We start from the raw sequence: 16,335 nt of genomic DNA on the forward strand, positions 1-16,335 counted from the left end.
TTGCCTTAAAAAAGGCAAGTTTTATGTTCTAGGCTTTTGGACCTATCATTTTAGTAGGATCAACAAATTTATTGAAATCTTCTTCGCTAACCAAACCAAGCTCCATTGCACTTTCTTTTAAAGAAATACCTTTTTTATGGGCATTTTTGGCTACTTTAGCAGCGTTTTCATAACCTATATGTGGATTTAGAGCGGTAACTAGCATTAAAGAATTATGAAGATTATGATCGATTTTTGCACGATTTGGTTCTATGCCTACAGCACAATGGATATTGAATGAATGCATAGAATCAGCCAACAAATCAAGACTTTGCAAGAAATTATAAATAATCACAGGCTTAAACACATTAAGCTCAAAATTTCCTTGACTTGCTGCAAATCCAATAGCTGCATCATTTCCCATCACTTGTACAGCAACCATAGTAACAGCTTCGCACTGGGTAGGATTTACCTTACCTGGCATAATCGAACTTCCTGGCTCATTTTCAGGGATGATAAGCTCACCAAGACCGCATCTTGGGCCTGAAGCTAACCATCTTATATCATTTGCAATTTTCATTAAATTTGCAGCCAAACCCTTCATTGCTCCATGAGTGAAATTGATCGCATCATGACTTGTTAAAGCATGAAATTTATTTGGACTTGAAACAAATTTCGTACCTATAAGTTGAGTTAGTTCTTCACTTACTTTTTGGCTTAATTCTGGATGCGCATTAAGCCCTGTTCCTACTGCGGTTCCTCCTATGGCAAGTTCTCTTAAAGTTGGTAAAGAAGCGATGATTTGCTCTTTTGAATGCAAAAGCATAGAAAGATATCCACTAAATTCTTGTGCTAGAGTAAGTGGCGTAGCATCTTGTAAATGCGTGCGTCCTATCTTGATAATACCATCAAATTCTTTTACTTTTTTTTCAAAAGTTGCAATAAGCTCATCAAGCGCAGGGATGAGCTTTTTCTCTACTTGCTCAACCGCAACAATACTCATAGCAGTTGGAAAAGTATCATTTGAACTTTGACTCATATTAACATGATCATTTGGATGTACAAGCTTTTCTTTTCGAAAATCTCCGCCCATGATTTCAGTGGCACGATTTGCAATAACTTCATTCATATTCATATTGCTTTGCGTACCTGAACCTGTTTGCCAAATCGCAAGTGGAAAATTATCATCAAATTTACCTGCGATAATCTCATCACAAGCTTGAACTATAGCATTTTTTTTAGCATCATCAAGTTTGCCAAGTTTGTTATTGACTAAAGCTAAAGATTTTTTAAGATTTGCAAAAGCATAGATTAAAACCTTTGGCATTTTCTCACAACCGATTTTGAAATTTTCAAAACTTCTTTCAGTTTGAGCTCCCCAATATTTGTCATTTGGGACCTTAACTTCACCCATGGTATCATGTTCAACTCTGTATTCCATAGTGTTTCCTTTCTAGAAATATTGTTAGAATTATTTAAGCAAAAATAAGCATAAAATTAGCTTATAATTTAAAATTTATTTATAATTTTTGAAGTATTTGAAAGTTATGTGCAGTTTCTTTAAACTGCACGGATTATTCCACTGTTACGCTTTTAGCCAAATTTCTTGGCATATCCACATCATTACCAAGTCTTATAGAAATTTCCATTGCTAAAAGTTGAGTAATTACCATCATTTCAAAAAATTCACACATATAATGATCTTGCTCATTGGTTTTTATAAAATCATCACTCAAATCAAATTCTAAAGGCGAAATGCTAAGCACTGTAGAATCCCTAGCAATAAGCTCTTCAACATTTGATTTTGTTTTTTCATAAAGCATATGCTTTGGCATTAAAGCTATAGTATAAAGTTTAGAATCAGCCAGAGCAATAGGGCCATGTTTCATCTCTCCTGCAGGATAACCCTCAGCGTGAAGATAAGATAATTCTTTAAGTTTTAAAGCTCCTTCTAAGGCCAAAGGATAAAACACATCTCTACCTATAAAGAAAAAGCCATGTCCATCTAAATAACGCTTGGATAAACGATGAATTTTTTCATGTAAAGCCTGTTTTACACTCACACAATTTGGAGTATGTAAAAGCGCTTTAATTTCAGCAGAAACATTTAAATTTCTTTTTTGTGCCATAAAAATAGCAAGCATCCAAAGTGTTAAAACCTGAGTGGCAAAAGCTTTAGTTGAAGCAACTCCTTTTTCTATGCCCGCACGAGTTAAAAGGCTTAGATGTGCTAAACGCACTATATTAGAATTATCCACATTACAAATTGCAAAAGTCTTAGCACCCTGCTCTTTTGCAATCTTTAAAGCCTCTAAAGTGTCTGCTGTTTCTCCACTTTGAGAAATAACGATAAATAAAGAATCTTTTTTTATAATTGCTTCACGGTAGCGAAATTCACTTGCAATTTCTACTTTAGCTTTAACTTTAGCAATTCTTTCAAACAAATAAGCACTTGCCATTGCAGCATGATAGCTTGTTCCACAAGCACAAAGCGTGATTTCATCTACTTGACTTAAATCTTCATTGTTTAGCTCATCAAAAACGACTTCATCGCCTTGAATACGTCCCATTAAAACTTCACTCATCACGCGACTTTGTTCATAAATTTCTTTTTCCATAAAAAAGCGAAAGCCGTCTTTTTTTGCATAAGCCTTATCGCCTGAAAGCTTAGAAAAACAAAGTGATTTTAAAACATCATTTTCATAAACGACAAGCTCATCTTTACTCGCGTATCCCAAGCTTAAATCTTCAAGATACATTACCTCATCACAACTTCCTATCAAAGGTGCATCACCTGAAGAAAAATACCATTCTTTATTTGCATTTTTACCGATAATCAAAGGAGCAGCATTTTTTGCAAAATACACATGATGGGGATCTTTTTTTGTTACTAACAAAGTAGCAAAAGCACCGCGAAGTTCTTTGATGGTTTTTTGCCAAGCTTCAAAAACTCCCAAATTTCTTGCATAAAATTCAAAAAGCTGGACAATAACTTCAGTATCTGTTTGGCTTAAAAAACTCACGCCTTCTTTTTCAAGTTTATCTTTGATTTCTTTATAATTTTCTATAATACCATTGTGAATCACGCAAGAATACTGTCCTAAATGAGGATGTGCGTTGATTTCAGTAGGCTTACCATGAGTTGCCCATCTTGTATGACCTATAGCAAAACCATAACCTTGACTTTCAAAATCCATGCATTTATTCGCCAAATTTTCAAGTTTTCCTACAGCTTTAAAAAAACTAAGTTCGCCTTCTTGCATCACTGCCATACCCGCACTATCATAGCCACGATATTCTAATTCTTTAAGTCCATTTAGTATAATTTGTTTTTTTTCATTATTTCCTATATAGCCTACGATTCCACACATTTTTTACTCACTTATTAATAAATTAACTAGCTTTTGCTCGCTATGTTCTAATTTTTCATTCTTTTGAAAAATAAAAATATTGCGCGTCCTTTGTCTTATGGTTTGAATTTTTGCTGCGCATAAAACAAGTTCAAGTTCATTAAAAACATTCATCAAATACGCCATTAAACCCTGCTGATCTTTAGTATTAAGACCTAATTTGGCATACATTTTAGAATAATTTAAGTCTAATTTTAACTCATCTTTTTTAATGGCTGGCTTTTTAATTTTTTTCAAATTAAAACCAGAAAGATTTGAATTTAAAAGCTCGCAAAGTTTTAGTTTTTGCTCATCACTGATAATATTATCATATTCAAACCTTAAATAAATTTTATCATCAAAAAGTTCAAAAAAATTCATGAAAATAAGATTTAAATTTGTTAAAGAACTTAAAATAATAGCGATATTAAAATGAAGTGGCGCAACAATTTGCAAACTAAGATTTGTTTCATTACTAAACCAAAATTTAAAATCATTTTCTTTGGCTAATTTAGAAATCATAACAATATCTTCAAAAGTATTTTTTATAATAAAAAGATTTGATTTAATATGTATGATTTTATCTTGCAAAATTTCATCTTGCTCTAAAAAAATCTTACTTCTTTTAAGTGTTAATTCTTTTTTTACTCTTCTTGCACTTTCTTCAAGTAGATTTTCATCTTCAAAACCTTGTTTTGCATTTTCTAAAAGTTTATCAAGAACCCTAAAATAAAAAGCATTGTAATTTAAAGCCTTAGCCTTTAGCCAAGTTAAAGTGTATAAAAGCTCTAAATTTTCTAAATTTTTTAGTTTAGAAACCAAGCTACTTACAACAATAGGATTATATATATCTTCTTTTTCTACAAGATCTTTTAAGGCATTATTGTTTTTAAATATTTTAAGACCCCATTCTAAAATTTCATTCTTTAAATCAAATTTAGAGCAATACGCTCTATATATGCCTGCTAAAGAAATTTCATTTTCACTTTCTATAGCGCTTAAAAGTATCACAAGCTTTAAAATCATTTTTTCATCGGTTTTAAGTTTTTGGAGTATCTCAAGCTCATCTTCGTATTTTTCAAATTCACTTAACATAAGAAAAACTTGCTCATCAAAACTATAATTTCCTTCTTCATCACTTAAAAAACGAACTGTCCAAAAAGGCTTGCATAAATCTTTTAAAATTCCACTATCAAGCAAAAGCTTTAAAACACAAAAACTATGCCTTTTATAAAAAATTTTCTCAAAAAGCATTAAAGCTTTTTCTATATCTTTTTTACCGTATTTCAATCTTCTTAGGGCAAAAACCAAGTTAAGATCGAAAATAACCTGTTTATCTTCAAGTTTTAATAAGTATTCTAAAACTTCCACAAGAGTTTTAAATTTATATTCTTGTTTAAGAGTATGATTTAATCCATCTTGAATTTGCTTTGCTAAAAAGTGTGTATAAAAACCTATAGTATGCATACTTTGCAAAGCCTTTTGAACCAACAACTCATTTGCTCCAAAATGTTTTTTAGCTTTTTTATACATTAATTCACTCAAGTCATGAACATTAATAAGTAAAAATTCATCCTCATCTTTAGCACTTAATAAATTCATCGCTGATTTTAAAGAAAGTAAAAAGCCTCCAGCTAAACGTAACTCGCTTAAATTTTTTTCATCTATAAAATTTAAAGCATAATTTTTTGGAGAAGTCTTAAAAAGAACAAGCAAACCCTCTAAGGATCTTAAATGATTTAATCCACCAAAATCTTTTAAGATATTAAATTCTTGCTTTATAAATGGAATATCAAATTCTTTAAAATTTTCTAACAAAAGCTTGGCAAAATCATTTTTATTTTCTTTTAAAATACTCTCAAATTTTGTCTTAATCCCTTTAAATAAAATCCTAGAACCACATATGAAACGAGTTTGTATTATAGAAGTCTTAAGCTCATTACTAGCATTATAAAGTCCATTAAATTCTAAGACAACCGAATTAATTTGCAAATGCACATCATTTAAAATTTCGATAAAAGCCTTAATCATAGGTTTTAAATGAAAAGCCTTAATATCTTTATAAACAAAAATCAAAGAAATACTTTCATTAAAACAAAGACTATTGTTTGCATATGCTTTGCTTGCTAAAACACAAAAAGGGATATTATCACTTGGAGGTGAAAAATCATCAAAATAATCTTTAAGAACTATATCATAAGCTTTTTTTATGAAATTATCCATATTTTTAGAATGATATAAGCTAAACGCCCCTTGCTTAAGAAAAAATTTTCTACAACTTTGGGTATAGGAACTAAGATTTTTTTTAAAAATTTCTAATTCTTTATTTAACAAAATTTCCACTCTCTTTAAATTTTAATATTTTAATAATAATCTTAACAAAAATATCTTTTATTTTGGCTTTTTCTATAAACTCTTTTTCAGTAAGCAAAAATTATAATGCTTTATTTAAAAACAGCAAAAGAGTAAAATTAAAATGAAAAATTTAATTACCAAACTAGAAAATGAAGAAAGATTAAACCAAGAAGAAGCCAATGCACTTTGGGATTTAGATCTTTTTACCCTAGGCAAATACGCCCATAAAAAACGCACCAAACTTCATGGAAAAAAAGTTTATTTTAATATTAATCGCCATATCAATCCAACCAATATCTGTGCAGATACCTGTAAATTTTGCGCCTTTTCAGCACACCGAAAAAATCCTAATCCTTATTTGATGACTCATGAAGAAATCATGAAAATTGTTGATGAAACCGTAAAACGAGAAACCAAAGAAGTGCATATCGTTTCAGCTCACAACAAAGATACAACTTGGCAATGGTACTTAGGAATTTTTAAAATGATAAAAGAAAAATATCCCAATCTTCATGTGAAAGCTATGACTGCTGCTGAGATTGATTTTTTACATCGTCGTTTTAAAATGAGCTATGAAGAAGTGATAGAAAAAATGCTTGAATACGGCGTTGATTCCATGCCAGGCGGTGGAGCTGAAATTTTTGATGAAGAAGTGCGTAAGAAAATTTGCCATGGAAAAGTTAGCAGTGAAAATTGGCTTAAAATTCATAAACTTTGGCATGAAAAAGGCAAGCAAAGTAATGCTACCATGCTTTTTGGGCATATAGAAGAAAGACGTCACAGGATCGATCATATGTTAAGACTACGTGATCTTCAGGATCAAACTGGTGGTTTTAATGCTTTTATCCCTCTAGTTTGGCAAAGGGATAATAGCTTTATACAAATTGATAAAATCATGGATAGTGAAGAAATTTTAAAAACCATTGCCATTGCTCGTTTAGTGCTTGATAATATTAAAAATATCAAAGCTTACTGGGCAACAATGACTTTAAATTTAGCCATGGTAGCACAAGAATTTGGAGCTAATGATTTAGACGGTACCATAGAAAAAGAAAGCATACAAAGTGCAGGTGGTGCAAAGTCCGCCAAAGGCACAAGTTTAAAAACTTTTATCGATATGATAAAAACTTCAAATCTTATTCCTGTAGAACGCGATAGTTTATACAACGATCTAAAAACCTACTAAGGAGAAAAAATGGACTTCTTTAAACTCAAAGAAAACAATACGAGTTTTAAAACTGAAGTTATAGCAGGGCTTACTACTTTTTTGGCTATGGTTTATATTATCCCTGTAAATTCTAGCATAGTAGGAAATACAGGAATGCCCATAGAAGCTTTAATCACCGCAACAGCTTTAATCACCATAGTTGCAAGTGCTTTTAATGCTTTTTTTGCCAATACTCCTGTAGCTATGAGTGTTGGAATGGGTTTAAATGCTTATTTTACCTTTGCAGTTTGTTTAGGTCAAAACATAGCTTGGCAAAGTGCCTTAGGAGCTGTTTTTATTTCAAGTATTATTTTTCTCATACTTTCCTTTACGCATTTTCGCCTTTGGGTAATCCGCAATATCCCAAAAGATTTACGTCTTGCAATTTGTGCCGGTATAGGTTGTTTTATTGCATTTTTAGGCTTAAGTCAAATGGGTGTGATAATGCATAATAAAGATACTTTAGTCAGCATAGGAAATTTCAAAATCCCCCATGTGTTTTTTGGAATTTTTACTCTAGCTTTAATCATCTTTTTTTGGGCTATAAAACTTCGCGGAGCTTTTATTTTGGGGGTATTAGCAAGCTCTATTATCGCTTGGATTTTTCATTTAGATAACGCAAGTTTTCCTGTGCAAATCTTTTCTTTGCCAAATTTTAGCATGGAAAATGGTTTAGGAGCCATCTTTTTACAACTTGATATCAAAAGTGCCTTAAATATTACTATGATACCTATAATTCTTACTTTTTTTATCACTCAACTTTTTGATAGTATAGGAACTATCACAGGTGTGGGTGAAAGAGGAAAGATTTTTAATGATCCCAAAAATGGAGAAAAAAAACTAAGCAAAACCTTAATGGCAGATGCAACAGGATCAGCCTTAGGAGCTATGACAGGTACTTCTACAGTTACTGCTTTTGTAGAAAGCACTACAGGGGTTGAAAGCGGAGGAAGAACGGGGCTTGCAGCTTTAGTTGTAGCTATTTGTTTTGCTTTTACACTTTTTTTACTGCCACTTTTTAAAGCCATTCCTGCAAACGCAATATACCCCGTACTTGTAATGGTTGGAATTTTAATGTTTATGGAAGTTAAAAATATAGATTTTAAAGATAGTGCTATAGCTGTAGCAAGCTTTTTTACTATTATCATGATGCCTTTTACTTACTCCATTACCACAGGTTTTGCTTTTGGTTTTCTTTCTTATTTGCTTGTAAGAATTTTTAAACGCGAATGGGATAAAATCAATCTTGGCATTATAGTTTTAAGTTTATTATCTTTGGGTAATTTTTTACTTATGGCACTACAATAAATTAAGGATATATAATGATATTTTACTCCTATGAAGAATTTAAAGAAGATGTAAAAATTCTTGCTAAAGAAATTAAAAAAGATTTTAACCCCGATGCACTTTTAGCTATAGCAAGAGGAGGGATGAGTTTAGGACACTCTTTAGCAGTGGCTTTAAAAACACGTCAGCTTTTTGCTTTAAACTCAATTCATTACGATAATACAAAAAAACTTGATACTATTGAAATTTTTAACATTCCTGATTTAAGCAAGCACAAAAAAATTCTACTCATTGATGATATAGTAGATAGTGGAGAAAGTTTAGCAGAAATAAAAAAAGTTTTGCTTGAAAAATTTCCTCATATAGAACTTAAAATTGCAACCATTTTTTATAAAAAAACTGCTCTTTTGGAGCCTGATTTTAAAGTAAAAGAGGCTACTGAATGGGTGGATTTTTACTGGGATATAAATCTTGATTAAAAATTTGCTATAATTTTACTTTTAAAATTTTTAGGAGTTTTTGCTTGAGAATAAAATTTATATCTTGTATTTTAATTTTTTTTACTATTTTTGCTTTTGCTAAAGAACAAAATTTAGATGATTTTGAACAAGAATACCAAAACTATCAAGTAAACGATCCGCTTTCAGGATATAACAAAGCTATGACAAGTTTTAATGTGGCTTTGTATGATTATGGTTTGCGTCCCGTTCTTAAGGGCTATAACGCCATCACTCCTGAATTTATAAGATTAGGGGCAAGAAATTTCTTTGATAATTTACTTGCTCCTTTGCGTTTTGTAGGCAATGTTTTGCAGTTTAAATTTGAAGAAGCGGGAGAAGAATTTAAAAGATTTGCTGCCAATACCATTATGGGCTTTGGTGGACTTATGGATGTGGCATCAAAAATGGGTCTTAAAAAACATCCCGCGGACTTAGGAACCGTTTTGGCTCACTGGGGTGTAGGAAGCGGTTTTCATATTGTCTTACCTATACTCGGCCCTAGTAATCTTAGAGATACTCTTGCTTTACCTGCAACTTGGTATGCAAGTTTTACCGCTTACATTGATCCTACTTGGGCAAGTATAGCTATAAGTGCTTATGGATTTGGTAATGAACTTAGTTTTAGACTTGATGAAATTGATGAAATTTATCACAACACGCCTAATTTATATCCATTCTTGCGTGATGCTTACGAGCAAAGACGCAATGAACTTAGCAAATAAAGGAAAATAATGAAAAAAATATTTTTAATCTTGGCTTTATTTTTTAATGCTTTTGCCTTACAACTAGATGAAATTTCTAGTACTATGCAAAAAAACATTGATGCAAGCTTAAAACTTTTACAAGATAGCAAAGAAGACAAAAAACAAGCTGCTGATGGAATTTTTAAACTTTTTGATAGCATAATAGATTATAAACTCATGGCAAAACTCAGTCTTTCGAAAAATTATTCTAAATTAACCCCAAAAGAACAAGAAAAATTTACCACAGCCTTTGAAACAAGTCTTAAAAAAAGTTTTACCGATAAACTCAGTCTTTATAAAGATCAGATTTTAAAGGTCAAAAATGGTGAGTTAAAAAATGAAAAACGCTATTTTTTAACCACTTCTATGATAGTAGATGGGGAAGAAAAAAATATCATTTTCAAATTTTACAATGATAATAACAACTGGCTTATTTATGATGTAGATGTTTTAGGTGTGAGTATAGTACAAACTTATAGATCACAATTTGGAGATATTTTAGCCAACCAAGGCTTTGATGCCCTACTTCAAAAACTTGAAAGTATTGTCATAGAATAATGTTTGCAAAGCTTTTAAAGTTTTTTATTTCTCGTCCAAAAAGTACTTTTTTTGGAACCTTGTTTATATGCCTGTTTTTAAGCTTTTTTGCTTTTAAGCTTAGTGTAGATGCAAGTGCTGAAAGTTTACTTTTAGAAGATGATGCAGATTTAAAAACTTTTAGAGAAATTTCAAAACATTATAAAAGTGATAATTTTTTACTTTTAGCCTTCAAACCCTATGATGAAAAACCTTTTTCAAATGAAAATTTAGCCAAATTAAAAAAACTTCATGAAGAATTAGAAAAAGTCCCTTTAGTAGAACGCGTTTTTAGTATCATCAATGCCCCTTTGCTTCAAAGTTCGCAAAATACGGATTTAAAAGAACTTTTAAAAAATATCCCAAATATAGAAAGCCAAGATATAAACCGCACAAAAGCCCAAAATGAAATTTTAAATAGTCCCTTTTATAAAAATAATATCATCTCAAAAGATGGAAAAGTAACAGGGCTTATTATTTACTTAAAGCCTGATACAGTTTATAATAATCTTATAGAAAAACGCGATCTTGCTAGTGATGAAAAAGAAAAAGATCAAATTCGTCTTGCCATAAAAGAACATCAAGACAAGCAAAAAGTTATCACGAAACAAAGTCTAGATACTATTAAAAGCATAGTTCGCACTTATGAAAAAAATAAAGATACGCTCTACCTTGGTGGCGTAAGCATGATCGCTGATGATATGATAGCTTATATAAAATCTGATCTTGTGCTTTATGGTGTTTCTCTTGTATTTTTACTAGGATTTGCACTTTATTATTTTTTCCGTTCATGGCGTTTTGTTTTTTTACCTCTTTTTATTTGTTTTATAAGCTTAAGTGCGGCTAGTGGAGTTTTTGCACTTTTAAATTTTCAAATCACAGTTATTTCATCAAATTACGTTGCTTTAGTTTTAATTATCACCTTAAGTGTAGTTGTTCATTTGATCACGCATTTTATCGAAAGCACCCAAAATCATCCCAAAGCTAAAGTTGAGCGCATAGTGCTTGAAACCTTACTAGCCAAAGCAAATCCTAGCCTTTATGCCATTGTTACAACGATGATAGGATTTTTTTCTTTAATCCTATCAAATATCGAACCTATCATAAAACTTGGCATTATGATGAGTATAGGTATAGGTTTAGCTCTTATCTTTAGTTATTTGTTTTTAGCAAGTATCTTAGTTCTTTTAAAACCAAAAAATTATCATAAAAAAGAGTTTAAATTTAATCTTTTAGCCTTTTGTGCTAAAACCGCTCTTGATCCTAAAAAGCGTCGCATGATTTATGGAATTTCAGTTCTTGCTATAATCTTAGCTTTAATAGGCATTTCAAAACTCAGAGTTGAAAATTCTTTTGTCAATTATTTCAAAGATGGTAGTGAAATCAAAAAAGGACTTTTGGTTATTGATAAAAATCTAGGTGGAACCTTGCCTTTAGAAGTAATCATTCGTTTTCAAAATAATAAAAACGATCAAAATACAAGCGATACTCTTGATAGTTTTGAAAGTGAATTTGAAAATTTAGCCACACAAGAAACTTATTGGTTTGACTCTAAAAAAACACGCATTGCAAAAAAAGTTCATGAATTTTTAGAAAACAAAGAATTTGTAGGTTCTGTTTTAAGTCTTAATAGTCTTTTAACCCTAGGGAAAAATATCAACGATGGAAAAGAGTTAGATGATTTTGCCCTTGCATTTTTAAATGAGAATTTACCTGCTAAATTTAAACAAGACTTGCTTTCGCCTTTTGTAAGTATAGAAAATAACGAGTTAAGATTTAGTATGCGTATTGTTGACTCTGATCCGAATTTAAGACGTAATGAGTTTTTAATAGATCTTAAAAAACAGCTCAACGAGCTTGTAAAAAACGATGGAGTAGAAGTACAAATCACAGGTATAATGGTGCTTTATAATAATATGCTTCAAAGTCTTTTTTCATCGCAATTTGATACTCTTATATTTGTAATTTTAACTATTTTTATACTTTTTATCATTGTTTTTAGAGATTTAAAATTTTCAGTTGCGGCTATATTAGTAAATGTTATTCCTTTAAGCGTGGTTTTTGCTCTTATGGGACTTTTAGGTATTCCTTTGGATATGATGAGTATTACTATAGCTGCTATTGCTATAGGCATAGGCGTTGATGATGCCCTGCACTATATTTATCGTTTTAGGGAAGAAATTAAAAACAAAAGCCTAGAAGAAGCCATTATGATTTCTCACCTTAGTATAGGTTCGGCACTTTATTATACCACCATTAGCATAGTTTTAGGTTTTAGCGTGATGATGAGTAGTAATTTCATTCCAACAATTTATTTTGGAATTTTAACCGTTTTTGTAATGATTTTGCTTTTAAGTGGAAGTTTGTTCTTATTACCAAGCTTTTTAATCACTATTTATTCTAAGAAAGCCAAGTTTCCAAACCAACATAAAGAGCATATATTAAAACAATAATAGCTATATATTTTAAAAAATTTTTCATTTTTATCCTTTATTTAAAATCTTTAAAATGATTTTTGCAAGCTCTAAGGCTTTAAAACGATGAGAGATGTTATTCTTCTCATCCACGCTAAGCTGGGCTAAGGTTTTATCAAAACCTTTTGGAATAAAAAGGCTATCATAACCAAAACCATTTTCACCTTTTTCTGTATCAATCACTTTTCCATGCATTGTTCCATGCGTGCTAAATTCCCCCATCAAACCTACCATAGCAATAGCAGCAACATAATGCGCCTTACTTTGTTTAAAACCTTTTTTTATCATTTCATTTACAAGCTTATCACGGTTGCTTTTATCATTACCTTGACCACTGAATCGAGCAGAATAAATTCCTGGATTTCCTCCTAAAACATCTACGCAAATGCCGCTATCATCACTTAAAGCGATAAAATCTTTTTTTTGCTTTTCATCCAAAGCATTAAAAACCGCTCTTGCTTTAATCAAAGCATTTTCTTTAAAAGTTTTTCCATTTTCTTCAATCTCAAAAGGCGTTAAAACTTCATCAAAAGCATAAATTTCAAAATCTTTCAAAATTTCTTTAAGTTCTAAAACCTTATGCTTATTGCTCGTAGCTAGGATAATCTTCATAACAAAAGCTCCAAAATAATATCAAAAAAAAATATGATTTTATAAAATTTATCCTTGTGCGTAGCTTTTAAATATTAAATGATAAAACGATGTTAATCAATGCTTAATCCATTTCATAGTAAAATTATCCTAATTTAAATTTCAAATTTAATAGGAAATTGATAATGCTAAATAATGTCTTACCCTTATCTTTCATAGTTGGAACAAGATTTTTTGGGCTTTTTATAGTTTTGCCAGTTTTAAGTCTTTATGCTTTAAAACTTGAAGGCGCTAATGAATTTTTAGTGGGACTTTTAGTTGGTGTTTATGCCTTAACCCAAATGATTTTACAAATGCCTTTTGGGATTTTAAGTGATAAAATTGGTCGTAAAAAAACCATGCTCATTGGACTGATTATTTTTATAATAGGCTCTTTAATCTGCTCTTTTGCGGAAAATATCTACATCATGCTTTTAGGAAGAATGCTCCAAGGCGCAGGAGCTATTGGAGCTGTGGCTACAGCAATGATAAGTGATTTTATCACAGAAGAAAATCGTGGTAAAGCCATGGCGGTAATGGGTTCTTTTATAGGACTTAGTTTTGCAGCTTCTATGGTCATTTCTCCTTTAATGAGTGCAAAATGGGGTTTATCTAGCCTTTTTGATCTTAGTGCAGCTTTGTCTCTTTTATGTATAATTTTACTTTATACCGTTGTACCTAAAGAAAACAAAATCACTCATGAAAATGAAAAAACTCCTTTTTTTCATCTTATTAAACAAAAAAATTTAGCCCTTATGAATCTTACTAATTTCATGCAAAAAATGCTTATGAGTATAGCATTTTTAAGCATTCCTATCATTCTAGTAAAACATTTAGGCTTTGCTTCTGATAAACTTTGGATTGTTTATAGCGCTTCTATGATAGCAGGTTTTATCGCTATGGGCTTTGCTGGAAGTTTAGGCGAAAAAAGAGGTTTAGCTAAACAAATTTTACTCTTAGGAATTGTTTTTTTCATACTTTCTTATCTTTTTTTTACTTTTAGTAATTCTATAGATTTTTTTATTATAGCGGTTGTGATTTTTTTTATAGGTTTTAATTTACACGAACCTATTATGCAAAGTTGCGCATCAAAATTTTGTAAAGTTCATGAAAAAGGTGCAGCATTAGGGTTATTTAATGCTTTTGGATATGGTGGAAGTTTTATAGGTGGTATTATCGGAGGGATATTTTTACATCTAGATGCCTTAAATCTTTTGGCTATTATTTTAGTAATTTTAGCTCTAATTTGGCTTGTGGCATTATTTTTCTTAAAAAATCCAGCTGATTTTAAAAACCTTTATCTACCTTTAGAAACACCTTTAAATTTCAGTACTTTTAGCGAAAATTTAGGAGTTGTAGATATTTATAAAAACTCTAAAAATCTTGTTGTTAAATTTGATAGTAAACTTACAAATAAAGAAGAATTAGAAGGCAAAATTAAGATCTAAATCTAATTTTGCCCCGCAAAACCCATTGCTTTTATCATCACTTTTGCCTTGCAATCTGCACAACAATAAAGTGTTTTGATTTTATTTTCATCATTACCAAATTTAGGCTTCATTAAATTGGCTATTTTTTCTACAGCTTTTTTGGTGGCAAATTCTTTACCGCATTCTATACAGGCAAAAAGCTCATCTTTTGCCATGGTTTGATATTCAAAATAAGAAGCTCTAAACTCCATTCCACTACGAAATAATTTTAAAGTATCTTTTTCGGCACAACTTAACTCACAATACCCACAAGTCGTACAAAGAGAAGCATTAAATTTCAAAGCATTTTCTTGTTTATCAGCGATTAAAGCTCCTACATTACAGGCACCCACACAAGAAAGACAAAGCGTACAGGTGTTAGGATTGATTTCTACCTTGCCATAACGCAACCATTCGCCACTTTCTATACTGCCAAAATCTTCATTTTTTATCATTTCTTGCATTCTTTTGGCAAAATTTTCTCTTGTAGTTAAGGTGTTGTTATGAAAATCATATTTTAAATCTTGTATAAATTCTTGCTCTTTTAAAACATTTTGCAATTCTTTTTCATCTTTAGCAACAAAAATAGCTTTTTTTTGAAATTTTCTTTCAAAAAAAGTATTTAAAAGTACAATAGCCTCATTGCTACCACGAGATACAAAGTCCGTATAAAAAACCAAATTTGCTCCACTATTTTGCAAAAGTGTTAAAAAATGCATAGAAGAAAGCCACTTTTCACCCTCTATCATAAAGGGTAAAACATCTTTTGGTAAAGCAAGATTTAAATTTTCTAAAGACATTTTTTTAGGAATGATTAAAATTTTTTTATCTTTATAAAACTCACAAAGGGTAAAAAAACTTTCTCTTGGCATAGGAGCATAATCAAGCGATCCGCTAGGACACACACTAATACATCCTCCACAACCCAAACAATCCACTTGAGAAAATTCCAAATGTTTGTTTTCATCATCTTTCAAAATCGCCACAGTAGGACAAATTTCAGCACATTTTGCACAATGCTCACTGCGTCTTTCGTGGTATTGGCACACGCTAGCATTATAGCTAATATAAGTTTTATAATGATATTTTGGACTTTTGCTTTGCAAAAACTCCAACAATACTTCAAAATTTTCAAAATTTAAAAGATTATAACATCCACTTTGTCTTGTAAAATCTTTACGTACAACGCTTAAATCCTCAGCTTTAAAAAGTAAAAAATCAAAATCTATTTCCACTTCTTCGCCTTGATTTTTAACCACAGCACAAAGTTCCCCTACACTTCCAAAAACAGCTAAAATTTCTGCACTGCTTAAAGCAATAACCTTAAATCCATGTTCTTTTAAAAACTCTACAGTTTGAACATCGCTATCTACTAAAATCAAACGATTTTGCACTTCTTTGCTTTGTTCTAAATCAAGCCCTAAATCATAAACGCTAGCTCTTGCTTTATAAAGCGTTAAAACATTTTTACTTTGCTCTAAAATTTCATCTTGAGAATTTTTAAGATAAAAATTAATCTCAGGGGCATAAATTTGTGCTTTTTGATTTTTATCATTGCAAACTAATGCTTCTTTATCATTTACCTGATCTAAAATTTCAATAGCATCGGGCAAAGGGATCAAAACATCATTTTTTATATAAACAAAATCTTGCATTGTCTTCCTTAATCTCTTTAAAACATCATTTTATAAATTCTATGTTAAAATAACCAAATATTTTCTTAAGG

At 30.8% G+C, this 16,335-nt stretch carries 12 protein-coding genes; 7 read left to right on the forward strand and 5 right to left on the reverse strand.

The annotated features are described in order from the left end of the window. Positions 1–28: 28 nt before the first annotated feature. The 3 genes from fumC to AJ930_RS03810 form a co-directional block, all read right to left on the reverse strand. Positions 29–1,420 carry a class II fumarate hydratase gene (fumC, locus tag AJ930_RS03800; protein ID WP_002854099.1) on the reverse strand — a complete coding sequence of 464 codons (1,392 nt, stop codon included), beginning with the start codon at positions 1,418–1,420 and terminating at the stop codon, positions 29–31. A gap of 133 nt (positions 1,421–1,553) precedes the next feature. Next, positions 1,554–3,350 (reverse strand): glutamine--fructose-6-phosphate transaminase (isomerizing), encoded by a 1,797-nt coding sequence (glmS, locus tag AJ930_RS03805; RefSeq protein ID WP_070274860.1) that lies wholly within the window; start codon positions 3,348–3,350, stop codon positions 1,554–1,556. Positions 3,351–3,353: 3 nt separating this feature from the next. Then, positions 3,354–5,702 (reverse strand): nucleotidyltransferase, encoded by a 2,349-nt coding sequence (locus AJ930_RS03810; protein WP_070274861.1) that lies wholly within the window; start codon positions 5,700–5,702, stop codon positions 3,354–3,356. A 142-nt stretch (positions 5,703–5,844) separates the two neighbouring features. On the opposite strand from AJ930_RS03810, the gene mqnE reads away from it, so the two are divergent. Genes mqnE through AJ930_RS03840 form a run of 6 tightly spaced genes read left to right on the forward strand, consistent with a single transcriptional unit; the run spans position 5,845 to position 12,489 of the window. After that, entirely contained in the window at positions 5,845–6,909 is a 1,065-nt protein-coding gene (mqnE, locus tag AJ930_RS03815; protein ID WP_070274862.1) for an aminofutalosine synthase MqnE, read from the forward strand. Between the two features lie 9 nt (positions 6,910–6,918). Beyond that, entirely contained in the window at positions 6,919–8,238 is a 1,320-nt protein-coding gene (locus tag AJ930_RS03820) for an NCS2 family permease (protein WP_070274863.1), read from the forward strand. Between the two features lie 14 nt (positions 8,239–8,252). Then, a complete protein-coding gene (locus tag AJ930_RS03825) occupies positions 8,253–8,696 on the forward strand; it encodes a phosphoribosyltransferase (protein ID WP_002853580.1) in 444 nt (147 codons plus the stop codon). Positions 8,697–8,740: 44 nt separating this feature from the next. After that, positions 8,741–9,439, forward strand: coding sequence for an MlaA family lipoprotein (locus tag AJ930_RS03830; protein WP_070274864.1), 699 nt, complete (start codon positions 8,741–8,743; stop codon positions 9,437–9,439). 9 nt (positions 9,440–9,448) lie between these two features. Continuing rightward, complete coding sequence (locus AJ930_RS03835) at positions 9,449–10,018, forward strand: Tgt2/MlaC family protein (RefSeq protein WP_044794245.1); 570 nt, start codon at positions 9,449–9,451, stop codon at positions 10,016–10,018. Further along, positions 10,018–12,489, forward strand: a complete 2,472-nt coding sequence (locus tag AJ930_RS03840) for an efflux RND transporter permease subunit (RefSeq protein WP_070274865.1) — start codon at positions 10,018–10,020, stop codon at positions 12,487–12,489. The genes AJ930_RS03835 and AJ930_RS03840 overlap by 1 nt, the downstream gene beginning before the upstream one ends. A gap of 30 nt (positions 12,490–12,519) precedes the next feature. Here AJ930_RS03840 and rdgB read toward each other — a convergent pair whose 3' ends face one another. Continuing rightward, entirely contained in the window at positions 12,520–13,122 is a 603-nt protein-coding gene (gene rdgB / locus AJ930_RS03845) for an RdgB/HAM1 family non-canonical purine NTP pyrophosphatase (RefSeq protein WP_044778863.1), read from the reverse strand. A 164-nt stretch (positions 13,123–13,286) separates the two neighbouring features. On the opposite strand from rdgB, the gene AJ930_RS03850 reads away from it, so the two are divergent. Continuing rightward, positions 13,287–14,588 carry an MFS transporter gene (locus tag AJ930_RS03850; protein WP_070274866.1) on the forward strand — a complete coding sequence of 434 codons (1,302 nt, stop codon included), beginning with the start codon at positions 13,287–13,289 and terminating at the stop codon, positions 14,586–14,588. 2 nt (positions 14,589–14,590) lie between these two features. Here the strand turns inward: AJ930_RS03850 and AJ930_RS03855 are convergent, their stop codons facing one another. Continuing rightward, positions 14,591–16,264, reverse strand: a complete 1,674-nt coding sequence (locus AJ930_RS03855) for a 4Fe-4S dicluster domain-containing protein (RefSeq protein WP_070274867.1) — start codon at positions 16,262–16,264, stop codon at positions 14,591–14,593. Positions 16,265–16,335 lie beyond the last annotated feature (71 nt).

Origin of the sequence: Campylobacter sp. BCW_6871, assembly GCF_001762325.1 — a bacterium.
In the GTDB taxonomy this organism is placed as follows: Bacteria; Campylobacterota; Campylobacteria; order Campylobacterales; family Campylobacteraceae; genus Campylobacter_D; species Campylobacter_D jejuni.

Excerpts from the sequence above, each read along its gene's own strand:
- fumC (WP_002854099.1), bottom strand. The coding sequence starts at position 1,420 with ATGGAATACAGAGTTGAACATGATACCATGGGTGAAGTTAAGGTCCCA.
- glmS (WP_070274860.1), bottom strand. The coding sequence starts at position 3,350 with ATGTGTGGAATCGTAGGCTATATAGGAAATAATGAAAAAAAACAAATT.
- mqnE (WP_070274862.1), top strand. The coding sequence starts at position 5,845 with ATGAAAAATTTAATTACCAAACTAGAAAATGAAGAAAGATTAAACCAA.
- AJ930_RS03820 (WP_070274863.1), top strand. The coding sequence starts at position 6,919 with ATGGACTTCTTTAAACTCAAAGAAAACAATACGAGTTTTAAAACTGAA.
- AJ930_RS03825 (WP_002853580.1), top strand. The coding sequence starts at position 8,253 with ATGATATTTTACTCCTATGAAGAATTTAAAGAAGATGTAAAAATTCTT.
- AJ930_RS03835 (WP_044794245.1), top strand. The coding sequence starts at position 9,449 with ATGAAAAAAATATTTTTAATCTTGGCTTTATTTTTTAATGCTTTTGCC.
- AJ930_RS03840 (WP_070274865.1), top strand. The coding sequence starts at position 10,018 with ATGTTTGCAAAGCTTTTAAAGTTTTTTATTTCTCGTCCAAAAAGTACT.
- rdgB (WP_044778863.1), bottom strand. The coding sequence starts at position 13,122 with ATGAAGATTATCCTAGCTACGAGCAATAAGCATAAGGTTTTAGAACTT.
- AJ930_RS03850 (WP_070274866.1), top strand. The coding sequence starts at position 13,287 with ATGCTAAATAATGTCTTACCCTTATCTTTCATAGTTGGAACAAGATTT.
- AJ930_RS03855 (WP_070274867.1), bottom strand. The coding sequence starts at position 16,264 with ATGCAAGATTTTGTTTATATAAAAAATGATGTTTTGATCCCTTTGCCC.